Genomic DNA, 13065 nt, shown 5'->3' with positions numbered 1-13065 from the left:
TTGAATAGGACTATCTGCTGCTTTTACCGGTTTTCATTTCCATATCGATAGTCTTCAGGTACCTTATTTGATAAAGGTGCCTTTTTTATTAAGGAAAAAGTTGACTTTCTTTGGAAGAAAACCTATTATTTGAGGTGTCTAGTTGATAGTGAAAATCATTATCATACATTGCGGTTTAGTTTAAGGAGAGGAATGTCGTACTGCATGAATGAGAATACAACTGACCGGGTGAAAGGCGGGACACAAAACGCATTTACCATTCCTGGTACGGAAGTGCGTATGATGTCTTCACGCAATGAAAACCGTGCTTATCAAATTTTCATCTCGAAACCGAGTACACCGCCGCCGCCCGCTGGTTATCCTGTCATTTATCTGCTGGATGCCAATTCTGTCTTCGGAACGATGACGGAAGCCGTCCGAGTCCAAGGGCGCCGTCCTGAAAAAACCGGGGTGATTCCTGCTGTCATCGTCGGCATCGGCTATGAGACAGCAGAACCGTTCTCCTCGGCGCGCCACCGGGATTTTACAATGCCCACAGCTCAATCGAAGCTGCCGGAAAGGCCCGACGGAAGAGAATGGCCTGAGCATGGGGGAGCGGAGGACTTTTTCAGATTTATTGAGGAGGATCTGAAAGCGGAGATAGAACGAGATTACCAGATTGACAGAAACAGGCAAACGATCTTTGGCCACTCGCTTGGCGGACTGTTCGTGCTGCAGGTGCTGTTATCAAAGCCGGATGCGTTTCAAACGTACGTTGCGGGAAGTCCGTCCATTCATTGGAATAAATCGTTTATTCTTGAGAAAGCGGACCATTTCGCATCCCGCGTCAAGAAGAACAATCAGCCTATCAATATCCTGCTTGCCGCAGGAGAATTTGAGCAGCATCATAAAAGCCGGATGAACGATAATGCAAGGGAGCTTTACGAGCGGCTGGCCGTTTTATCTGGACAAGGCATTCGGGCAGAATTTTGCGAGTTTTCAGGAGAAGGACATATTTCGGTTCTTCCTGTTTTGGTCAGCCGGGCGCTGCGTTTTGCGCTTCACCCTGACGGACCGCATATTTCAATGGGCTGAGACATTCTCAGCCTTGCTTCTAAAAATAAAATATTCGTCACTGAAATTATATTTGACTGTCACATGACATTTGGATATGATTATTTTTATAATTGATAATGATAATCATTATCATTAAATTGCGCTTTTCTGTTCAAGGCGCATGAGTCTTTTTCCCTGGGTGTCCATTCGGCATCTGAAGCGAAGAAAGGAATTGATGACATGAATGCAATGGGATTAAAGGGCAAAGTTGCTTTTATAACAGGAGCTGCCCAAGGGATCGGCGAAGCTGTTGCGCAAACACTAGCCGGCCAAGGCGCACACATTGCGGCAGTTGATTATAATCCTGAAAAACTGGAAAAAGTCGTGAGCAGCCTCAAAGCGGAAGGCTGCCATGCGGAAGCCTTTGCCGCGGATGTAAGAGACAGCGCGGAGGTTGACGAGATTACGGCGCGCATCGAGCGTGAAATGGGGCCGATTGAGATTTTGGTGAATGTAGCGGGTGTCCTTCGCCCGGGACTAATCCATTCTCTCAGTGATGAGGAATGGGAGGCTACGTTCTCAGTGAATTCGACCGGCGTATTTAACGCCTCGCGTTCAGTCAGCAAATATATGATGGACCGGAGATCAGGTTCGATTGTGACAGTCGGATCAAATGCCGCGGGTGTGCCGAGGACATCTATGGCGGCATATGCCTCTTCAAAGGCTGCGGCTGTGATGTTTACGAAATGTCTTGGACTTGAGCTTGCAGAATATAATATTCGCTGTAATATTGTGTCTCCCGGATCAACGGAAACAGACATGCAGTGGTCATTATGGGCCGATGAAAACGGAGCGGAGCAAGTCATAAAAGGATCACTTGAGACATTTAAGACAGGAATTCCGCTAAAAAAACTGGCTCAGCCTTCGGATATTGCGAATGCCGTGCTCTTTATGGTTTCTGGCCAGGCAGGGCATATTACGATGCATAATTTATGCGTGGATGGCGGCGCGACCTTAGGCGTATAACTCATTTTTAAAGGAGGTTCATGAAAATGTTGGAACAAAACGTTTTATCGGAAACAAAAGCGGAGCAATTGCTTCACGAGTATCAGCCGGGAGCTTTTTTCTTAGCTTCTCCTCATCGCGTACTGTTAGCGAAAGGCATACGTGCAATCGTACCGGAGGCAGAGGGGCAAAACCAAATAGAAACGCTTTCCGGCCGTATTGCAGATACGCTGCGTCAAGCGAAGCAATCGGGGCAAAGCCGTCCGCTTGTTGTCGGAGCCGTTCCTTTTGATCATGTAAAAGCAGCTCGGCTCGTTGTTCCTGAAGAAGTGCGCTGGTCGGGACCGCTCCAATTTGATCACGCGGAGAAGGAACAGCAGCCGGCGAATACATACCACATAGAGCCTGTTCCTGCACCAGAGGATTATAAAAATGGTGTGGAACAAGGACTGGCACACATAGCCGATGGGACACTCAGCAAGATTGTCCTGTCCAGATCGCTGCACTTAACATCGTCTGAACCGATTCAGACAAATGAACTTCTTCATCATCTGGCGCGGCATAACACACACGGCTACACGTTTGCAGCGGAAGTGTCCGGTCAAGCGGAAACATCCTCCCATCGAACATTGCTCGGTGCAAGTCCGGAGCTTCTCGTTTCAAGAATGGGAACCCAGGTTGTTTCCAATCCATTAGCCGGCTCAAGGCCTCGCAGTGATGATCCTGCTGAAGACCAGCGCCGTGCGGCTGAATTGCTTTCTTCCGCTAAGGATCTCCATGAGCATGCGGTTGTGGCTGACGCGGTTGCGGCAGCGCTGCGTCCTTTCTGCCGGACGCTGGATGTTCCGGAGAAGCCTTCATTGATCAAAACGGAGACGATGTGGCATCTGTCCAGTGTGATTAAGGGAGAGCTTTCCGATCCGTCCGTGACCGCACTGGAATTGGCAGCCGCGCTCCACCCGACTCCGGCCGTCTGCGGAACACCGACGGATCTTGCAAGGGAAGCGATTCTCAGTATTGAACCGTTTGACCGCGGTTTCTTTACCGGTATGGTCGGCTGGTGTGACGATGCGGGTGACGGAGAATGGATCGTGACGATCCGCTGCGCAGAGGCAGAAGAGCGCTCACTCCGCCTGTATGCAGGAGCCGGTGTTGTTGCCGGATCAAAACCAGAGGACGAGCTTCAGGAGACATCCGCGAAGTTTCGGACAATGCTGCGGGCAATGGGTGTGAATCACATATGATCAGAATGAATTGCTGGAGGGATACAACATGCTGAATGGATTTACTCCTTGGCCTGAAGAGTTAGCTGAGACATATCGGAAAAACGGCTGCTGGGCCGGCGAGACGTTTGGAGATTTGTTAAGAGACCGTGCTGCCAAACATGGCGATCGCATCGCAATTACATGCGGAAACACCCATTGGAGCTATCAAGAGCTTGACACAAGGGTTGATCGTCTGGCTGCCGGCTTTCAGAAGCTCGGCATTCAACAGATGGATCGTGTCGTGGTACAGCTGCCGAATATCGCGGAGTTTTTTGAAGTCATTTTCGCGCTCTTTCGTCTGGGAGCGCTCCCAGTCTTCGCACTGCCTTCACATCGAAGCAGTGAAATTACATATTTTTGCGAGTTTGCGGAAGCGGAAGCTTATATCATTCCCGACTCTTACTCCGGTTTTGACTACCGTTCACTCGCCAGACAGGTTCAAAGCAAGCTGCCGTCTTTGAAACACGTTATTGTCGCAGGTGAGGCAGAGGAATTTTTGGAGCTGGAGGCTTTGCATACAGAACCTGTAAAACTGCCTGAAGTCAAGTCTTCAGATGTGGCGTTCCTCCAGCTTTCCGGAGGGAGCACCGGGCTATCGAAACTGATTCCGAGGACTCATGATGACTACATTTACAGTCTGAAGCGGAGTGTGGAGGTCTGCTGGCTCGACCACAGCACGGTGTATTTGGCGGCATTGCCGATGGCGCACAATTATCCGCTGAGCTCGCCTGGGGTTCTCGGCGTTTTATACGCCGGAGGAAGAGTGGTGTTATCGCCTTCTCCAAGTCCTGATGATGCATTTCCTTTGATTGAACGGGAACAAGTCACGATCACCGCTCTTGTTCCGCCACTTGCGATGGTATGGATGGATGCGGCTTCCTCACGCCATGACGATCTATCCAGCCTTCAAGTGCTGCAGGTCGGCGGCGCCAAGTTCAGTGCTGAAGCTGCTCGCAAGGTGAAAGCTGTTTTCGGCTGCACGCTGCAGCAGGTGTTCGGAATGGCTGAAGGTCTCGTCAATTATACGAGACTGGATGACCCTGAGGACGTCATTGTCAACACCCAAGGAAAACCGATGTCTCCATACGATGAAGTGCGTGTTTGGGATGATCAGAATCGCGACGTGAAACCTGGTGAAACAGGGCACTTGCTGACACGGGGACCGTATACAATTCGGGGTTACTATAAGGCAGATGAGCATAATGCCGCTTCCTTTACCGAGGACGGTTTTTACCGCACGGGTGATATCGTCAGGCTGACATCAGACGGCTATATTGTCGTTGAAGGCCGGGCGAAGGATCAAATTAACCGCGGTGGCGAAAAAGTCGCTGCTGAAGAAGTGGAAAATCATCTGCTGGCGCATCCGGCTGTCCATGATGCCGCAATGGTCTCCATGCCTGACCAATTTCTTGGCGAAAGATCTTGTGTGTTCATTATTCCCCGGGATGAAGCCCCAAAAGCTTCAGAACTCAAAGCGTTTTTGAGAGAGCGCGGACTGGCGGCATACAAAATCCCTGACCGGATTGAATTTGTCGATTCCTTCCCGCAGACAGGGGTCGGCAAAGTCAGCAAAAAAGCGCTTCGTGAAGCCATTGCCGAGAAGCTTCTTGCAGGATCAAAAAAATAACACAAACAACAATTTGAGAGGAAGTGTTCTAAATGGCTATACCTGCCATTCAGCCGTATCAAATGCCGACAGCGTCTGATATGCCGCAAAACAAAGTTTCATGGGTGCCTGATCCAAATCGGGCAGTTCTGTTAATCCACGATATGCAAAACTATTTTGTCGATGCCTTTACAGCGGGAGCCTCTCCGGTAACAGAGCTTTCGGCCAATATACGCAAGCTGAAGGATCAATGTGCCCAGCTTGGGATACCTGTTGTCTACACCGCACAGCCGGGAAGCCAAAATCCGGCTGACCGGGCGCTGCTGACAGACTTTTGGGGCCCGGGATTAAACAGCGGCCCTTATGAGGAGAAAATTATAACCGAGCTGGCACCGGATGATGATGATCTCGTGCTGACAAAATGGCGATACAGCGCGTTTAAGAGAACGAATTTGCTTGAGATTATGCGCAAAGAGGGACGCGATCAGCTGATCATTTCCGGAATTTACGCTCATATCGGCTGTCTCGTTACAGCATGTGAAGCATTTATGGAGGATATCGAAGCATTTTTTGTGGGAGATGCAGTTGCTGATTTTTCATTAGAAAAACATCAAATGGCGCTTGACTATGCGGCTGGGCGCTGTGCATTTACCGTGATGACTGACAGTCTTCTTGATCAGCTGAAGAATGCGCCGGCAGACACTCAAAAAACGTCAGCAAACACCGGCAAAGAAGTGTTTACATGTGAAAATATCCGTAAACAAATTGCTGAGCTTCTTCAAGAAACACCTGAAGATATTACAGATCAAGAGGATTTGCTCGACCGGGGGCTTGATTCGGTAAGGATCATGACATTGGTAGAACAATGGCGACGTGAAGGAGCCGAGGTGACATTCGTAGAACTGGCTGAACGCCCGACGATCGAAGAATGGCAGAAGCTGCTCACAACACGCAGCCAGCAAGTGCTTCCAAACGCGGATTATTTATAAAAGGAGGGTAAACAAACGGATGCCTGATACAAAAGACCTTCAATATTCTTTGACCGGAGCGCAAACCGGCATATGGTTTGCTCAGCAGCTTGATCCGGACAATCCAATCTACAATACAGCGGAATATATAGAAATCAATGGACCAATCAATATTGCTCTTTTTGAAGAAGCTTTGCGGCATGTGATAAAGGAAGCGGAATCGCTGCATGTCCGCTTCGGTGAAAATATGGACGGGCCTTGGCAGATGATAAACCCGTCTCCGGATGTACAGCTGCACGTCATTGATGTCAGCTCTGAGCCTGATCCGGAAAAAACAGCGTTAAACTGGATGAAGGCAGATTTGGCAAAGCCGGTCGATTTAGGATATGACCCTTTGTTCAATGAAGCTCTGTTTATAGCCGGTCCTGATCGTTTCTTTTGGTATCAGCGCATTCACCATATTGCGATTGACGGCTTCGGTTTTTCCCTGATTGCCCAGCGTGTGGCAAGTACGTATGCCGCACTTATGAAAGGACAATCAGCTACAGCGCGTCCCTTTGGATCGCTACAGGCTATTTTGGAGGAGGATACAGATTATCGCACATCAGAACAGTATGAGAAGGATCGCCAATTCTGGCTGGATCGTTTTGCTGATGGACCTGAAGTTGTGAGTTTGGCAGACAGGGCGCCAAGAACATCCAACAGTTTTCTTCGTCAGACGGCGTATCTGCCACTATCTGATGTGAGCGCGCTAAAAGAATCGGCACGCTATTTCTCAGGAAGCTGGCATGAAGTCGTGATTGCGGTGTCAGCTGTTTATGTACACCGCATAACAGGGTCTGAGGATGTTGTGCTCGGTCTGCCCATGATGGGACGAATAGGGTCAGCATCACTGAATGTGCCGGCCATGGTAATGAACCTTCTCCCACTCCGGCTGTCTGTAAGCTCTTCGATGAGCTTTTCTGAACTTATTCAGCAAATTTCCCGGGAAATCCGCAGTATTCGGCGTCATCATAAGTATCGCCATGAAGAGCTTCGACGCGATCTGAAATTGATAGGAGAAAACCATAGATTATTTGGCCCTCAAATCAATCTCATGCCGTTTGATTATGGTCTCGACTTTGCCGGGGCCCGGGGCACAACGCATAATCTTTCAGCCGGTCCTGTTGATGATCTATCAATCAATGTATATGACAGAACGGATGGCAGTGGGCTGCGAATTGATGTAGACGCGAATCCTGAGGTATACAGCGAGTCTGATATTAAGCTTCATCAGCAGCGGATCTTACAGCTGCTGCAAACGGCTTCAGCCGGGGAGGACATGCTGATTGGGCAAATGGAGCTTCTGTTGCCACAGGAGAAAGAACAAGTCATTCGTGAATGGAATGAGACAGCAAAGGCTGAGAACCTGCTCAGCCTTCAGGACATGTTTGAGAAGCAGGCAATCCTTACGCCTGAACGTATCGCTCTCATATGTGATGACGTTCAAGTAAACTATCAAGAGCTGAATGAAAAGGCAAACCGCCTCGCGCATTTGTTGATCGAAAAAGGGCTTGGTCCGGAGCAATTTGTCGCTTTGGCGCTGCCGCGTTCTCCAGAGATGGTGGTTTCGATGCTTGCTGTATTAAAAACTGGTGCGGCGTATCTTCCGCTTGATCCGGAGTTTCCGGGCGACCGAATTTCTTACATGCTCGAGGATGCAAATCCATCATGCATCATAACGACTATGGAAATAGCAGCCCGTCTTCCTGATAATCTGGCAGTACCGCAGCTTGTGCTTGATCAGGCTGTTACACAGGAGGTTGTAAAACGCTATTCGCCTGACAATCCGAATGTATCGGTTTCTCTAGCCCATCCTGCGTATATCATTTATACCTCGGGATCAACGGGAAGGCCGAAGGGTGTCGTTGTTACACTAAAAAGCTTAAGCAATTTTCTGCTGTCCATGCAGGAGACATTTTCTCTGGGAGAAGAAGATAGGCTGTTGGCTGTTACGACTGTCGCTTTTGATATTTCAGCATTGGAGTTATATCTTCCGCTGATCAGCGGGGCGCAAATCGTGATCGCCAAGAAAGAAACGATCCGTGAGCCACAGGCATTAGCTCAAATGATTGAATATTTCGATATCAATATCATGCAGGCGACACCGACATTATGGCATGCTTTGGTCACGAATGAAGCTGAGAAACTTCGGGGGCTCAGAGTGCTTGTCGGAGGAGAGGCGCTGCCGAGCGGTCTTTTGCAGGCGCTTCATGAGCTTCATTGTCCAGTCACGAATTTATACGGTCCGACTGAAACAACGATTTGGTCTGCAGCAGCTTTTCTTGAAGAAGGGCTGAAGGGCGTTCCGCCGATTGGCAAACCGATTTGGAATACGCAGGTGTATGTGCTTGATCACGGTTTGCAGCCGGTGCCGCCGGGAGTTGTCGGAGAGCTTTATATCGCAGGAACCGGCTTGGCTAGAGGTTATTTCCGCCGTCCTGATTTAACGGCTGAGCGTTTTGTTGCAGATCCATACGGACCGCCGGGGACCCGGATGTATCGAACAGGAGACCAGGCCCGCTGGCGCGCTGATGGGTCTTTGGATTATATCGGGCGGGCGGATCATCAAATCAAAATTCGCGGATTCCGAATTGAACTTGGAGAAATTGATGCCGTGCTTGCCAAGCATCCTGACATTGAACAAGCCGCGGTAGTCGTTCGGGAAGATCAGCCGGGAGACAAACGATTGGTGGCATATATAGTCACTGCTTCAGCTATTGATATTGCCGAGCTTCGCCGTTATGTGGGTGCCGATCTTCCTGATTATATGGTGCCTGCGGCATTTGTAGAGATGGACGAACTGCCATTAACACCTAATGGAAAGCTCGATCGAAAAGCACTGCCGGCACCTGATTTTAGCACTTCTGTCAGCGAACGGGGGCCGCGGACTCCTCAGGAAGAGATATTGTGTGACCTGTTTGCCGAGGTTCTCGGTTTGGCACGCGTCGGCATCGATGACAGTTTCTTCGAGCTGGGCGGTCACTCTCTTCTTGCAGCCCGTCTGATGAGCCGCATTCGCGAGGTAATGGGAGCCGAACTCGGTATCGCCAAGCTCTTTGACGAACCGACAGTAGCCGGACTCGCTGCCCATCTTGATCAGGCACAGAGTGCACGTCCCGCCTTGCAGAGAGCTGAGCGTCCTGAAAGGATTCCGCTTTCTTTTGCTCAGCGCCGGTTATGGTTTCTCCATTGTCTTGAAGGGCCGAGCCCTACTTATAATATTCCGGTTGCTGTCCGTCTGTCGGGTGAACTGGACCAAGGAGTGCTGCAAACGGCACTTTATGATCTCGTTTGCCGCCATGAAAGCCTTCGGACGATCTTCCCGGAAACACAGGGGACGTCATATCAGCATATTTTAGACGCTGATCAAGCACGGCCTGATTTACATGTTACTGAAATTGCTGAAAAGGAGCTTTCTGAACGGCTTGCTGAAGCTGTGCGCTACAGCTTTGATCTGGCAGCTGAACCCGCTTTTCGTGCCGAGCTATTTATCATCGGTCCTGATGAGTACGTGCTGCTTCTCCTCGTACATCATATTGTCGGGGACGGCTGGTCATTGACGCCGCTGACCCGCGACCTTGGGGCGGCTTATGCGGCTCGCAGTCACGGAGGAGCTCCCGAATGGGCGTCTCTTGCTGTGCAGTATGCAGACTATGCGCTTTGGCAGCAGGAACTGCTTGGAAGCGGTGATGATCCAAATAGTTTGATTGCCGGACAGCTTGCTTTCTGGAAAGAAACCTTGAAGAATCTGCCTGATCAGCTTGAACTGCCGACCGATTATTCACGTCCGGCTGAACCGAGTCATGATGGGGGTACGATTCATTTCCGCATTGAGCCTGAGCTTCACAAGCGATTACAGGAGCTGGCTCGCGCAAATAGGGTAAGCCTGTTTATGGTCCTTCAATCCGGTCTCGCCGCTTTATTGACAAGACTTGGAGCGGGAACTGATATTCCGATCGGCAGTCCGATCGCGGGGCGGAATGATGATGCGCTAGGCGATCTTGTGGGTCTGTTTATCAATACATTGGTGCTCAGAACCGATACGTCCGGTGACCCAAGCTTCCGTGAACTTCTTGACCGAGTGCGGGAAGTGAATCTGGCAGCCTATGAAAATCAGGATCTGCCGTTTGAGAGACTCGTAGAGGTGCTGAATCCGGCTCGCTCGCGTGCGACGCATCCTTTATTCCAAATCATGCTCGCGTTCCAAAACACACCCGACGCTGAACTTCATCTTCCTGACATGGAAAGCAGCCTGCGGATCCACAGCGTTGGTTCCGCCAAGTTTGATCTGACGCTGGAAATGAGTGAAAACCGTCTTGCTGACGGTACTCCAAACGGATTGGAAGGATTGCTTGAGTACAGCACTGATCTTTTCAAGCGGGAAACTGCTCAGGCTCTTGCTGACCGTCTGATGCGCCTGCTGGAGGCTGCCGAGTCTGATCCTGACCAGCAAATCGGAAATCTGGACATTCTTGCATCGGAGGAACGCATGAGCATAGCGGCAGATTGGCAAAGTGTATCTGATAAGATTCCGCACGCATGTTTGCCGGAGCAGTTTGAGAAGCAGGCTGCTTTAAGTCCTGATGCCATTGCCGTTGTTTATGAAGATCAGTCACTGAGCTATGCAGAGCTGAATGAAAGAGCAAATCGGCTTGCCCGAATGCTGATCAGTGAAGGCGTCGGACCGGAGCAATTTGTGGCCTTGGCACTTCCTCGGTCATTGGAAATGGCTGTCGGGCTATTGGCGGTGCTGAAAGCCGGCGCGGCTTATCTGCCTCTCGATCCGGACTATCCGGCTGACCGAATCGCTTTTATGCTGAAAGATGCGCAGCCTGCGTTTATCATGACGAACACAAAAGCTGCAGAAAGCATTCCTCCAGCGGAAAACGTGCCGAAAATTGTGCTGGATGATCTCGAACTGGAAAAGAAACTAAACACATACCCAGCTGATAATCCGGATAATACGGATCGGATTCAGCCGCTTTCTCCTTTGAATACGGCGTATGTCATTTATACATCAGGCTCAACAGGCGTTCCAAAAGGTGTGATGATTCCTCACCAAAACGTAACGCGTTTATTTGCAGCGACTGATCACTGGTTCCATTTCAGCTCAGACGATATCTGGACTATGTTTCATTCCTATGCGTTTGACTTTTCAGTGTGGGAGATTTGGGGTCCTCTGCTGCATGGCGGACGTCTTGTCATCGTGCCTCATCACGTCAGCAGATCGCCAGAAGCGTTTCTGCGCCTGCTGGTAAAAGAGGGTGTGACCGTTCTGAATCAGACACCGTCCGCTTTCTATCAGTTGATGCAAGCGGAACGGGAGCAGCCGGATCTCGGACAGGCGCTCAGCCTGCGCTATGTCATTTTTGGCGGGGAAGCGCTTGAACTCAGCCGTCTAGAGGATTGGTATAACCGCCACCCTGAAAATAGACCGCAGCTGATCAATATGTACGGTATTACAGAAACAACCGTGCATGTGAGCTATATCGAATTAGACCGAAGCATTGCAGCTTTACGGGCAAACAGCTTGATCGGCTGCGGCATTCCCGATCTTGGTGTTTATGTGCTGGATGAGCGCCTGCAGCCGGTTCCGCCGGGTGTTGCCGGAGAGCTGTATGTATCGGGAGCGGGGTTGGCACGGGGCTATTTAGGCCGGGCTGGATTGACAGCAGAACGCTTCATAGCTGATCCGTTCGGTCCTCCAGGCACCCGGATGTACCGCACTGGGGATGTGGCCCGCCTTCGCGCTGACGGCTCTCTTGACTATGTCGGCCGTGCCGATCACCAAGTGAAAATTCGAGGCTTCCGGATTGAATTGGGAGAAATTGAAGCCGCGCTTGTTCAGCATCCGCAGCTTGAAGATGCGGCAGTGATCGTTCGTGAGGATCAGCCGGGAGATAAACGGTTGGCAGCTTATATCATACCTTCTTCCTCAGAAACGTTTGAAACGGCGGAGCTGCGCAAATATGCTGCTGAGAGGCTGCCGGATTACATGGTGCCTTCTGCCTTTGTGATGATGAAAGAATTGCCGCTGACACCGAATGGAAAGCTTGATCGTAAAGCGCTGCCAGCTCCGGATTTTGCAGCGGCAGTGACAGGACGCGGACCGAGAACGCCGCAGGAAGAAATCCTCTGTGACCTGTTTATGGAGGTGCTTCATTTGCCTCGTGTCGGCATTGATGACCGTTTCTTTGATTTAGGCGGGCATTCCTTGCTTGCTGTTCAGCTGATGAGCCGCATTCGTGAAGCGCTCGGCGTTGAACTCAGCATCGGCATCCTATTCGAAGCGCCGACTGTTGCCGGGCTTGCTGAAAGACTTGAAATGGGTTCAAGCCAAAGCGCACTCGATGTTTTGCTGCCGCTCCGAACAAGCGGAGACAAGCCTCCTTTATTCTGTGTGCATCCGGCAGGCGGTCTCAGCTGGTGCTATGCCGGTTTGATGACAAATATAGGAACAGATTATCCGATCTACGGCTTGCAGGCACGGGGAATCGGACAGCGGGATGAGCTCCCCAAAACACTTGATGACATGGCTGCCGATTACATTGAACAAATCAGAACAATCCAGCCGAAAGGCCCGTACCATCTGCTAGGCTGGTCTCTGGGCGGAAATGTCGTTCAAGCGATGGCCACCCAGCTGCAACATCAAGGAGAAGAAGTATCCCTTGTGGTCATGCTGGACGCCTATCCGAACCACTTCCTTCCTATAAAAGAGGCCCCGGATGATGAGGAAGCGCTTATTGCCCTTCTGGCGTTAGGCGGGTATGATCCAGACAGCTTAGGGGACAAACCGCTTGATTTTGAAACGGCGATTGAGATTCTTCGCCGTGACGGCAGCGCGCTTGCGAGCCTGGATGAATCGGTCATTTTAAATCTGAAGAATACGTATGTTAATTCTGTCGGCATTTTAGGCTCATATAAGCCGAAAACCTTCCGGGGAAATATCTTGTTTTTCCGATCAACAATCATTCCTGAATGGTTTGATCCGATTGAACCTGATTCGTGGAAGCCTTATATTCACGGACAAATTGAACAAATTGATATCGACTGCCGTCATAAAGATCTTTGTCAGCCGGAGCCGCTTGCTCTCATCGGCAAGGTTCTCGCAGTCAAACTGGAAGAGATGAATAAATAAGGGGGA

At 50.4% G+C, this 13065-nt stretch carries 6 protein-coding genes; all 6 read left to right on the top strand.

What is annotated here, in order from left to right; all coding sequences use genetic code 11:
* Positions 1-204 precede the first annotated feature (204 nt).
* Positions 205-1074: a ferri-bacillibactin esterase BesA gene (gene besA / locus EFK13_RS16415; RefSeq protein ID WP_129507696.1), complete on the top strand. Its 870-nt coding sequence runs from the start codon at positions 205-207 to the stop codon at positions 1072-1074.
* Between the two features lie 201 nt (positions 1075-1275).
* Positions 1276-2061 carry a 2,3-dihydro-2,3-dihydroxybenzoate dehydrogenase gene (locus EFK13_RS16410; protein WP_129507697.1) on the top strand — a complete coding sequence of 262 codons (786 nt, stop codon included), beginning with the start codon at positions 1276-1278 and terminating at the stop codon, positions 2059-2061.
* A gap of 26 nt (positions 2062-2087) precedes the next feature.
* Complete coding sequence (dhbC, locus tag EFK13_RS16405; RefSeq protein ID WP_129507698.1) at positions 2088-3284, top strand: isochorismate synthase DhbC; 1197 nt, start codon at positions 2088-2090, stop codon at positions 3282-3284.
* A 28-nt stretch (positions 3285-3312) separates the two neighbouring features.
* The gene (locus EFK13_RS16400; RefSeq protein WP_129507699.1) at positions 3313-4932 is read left to right on the top strand and encodes a (2,3-dihydroxybenzoyl)adenylate synthase; all 1620 of its coding nucleotides are present in this window, start codon (positions 3313-3315) and stop codon (positions 4930-4932) included.
* Between the two features lie 32 nt (positions 4933-4964).
* Complete coding sequence (locus EFK13_RS16395; RefSeq protein ID WP_129507700.1) at positions 4965-5900, top strand: isochorismatase; 936 nt, start codon at positions 4965-4967, stop codon at positions 5898-5900.
* Between the two features lie 19 nt (positions 5901-5919).
* Positions 5920-13059, top strand: coding sequence for an amino acid adenylation domain-containing protein (locus EFK13_RS16390; RefSeq protein WP_129507701.1), 7140 nt, complete (start codon positions 5920-5922; stop codon positions 13057-13059).
* Positions 13060-13065: the final 6 nt, after the last annotated feature.

The organism is Bacillus cabrialesii (assembly GCF_004124315.2).
Lineage (GTDB): Bacteria > Bacillota > Bacilli > Bacillales > Bacillaceae > Bacillus > Bacillus cabrialesii.
Note: the sequence above shows the minus strand (reverse complement) of the source record. Positions and strands in the feature narration are given on the sequence as shown.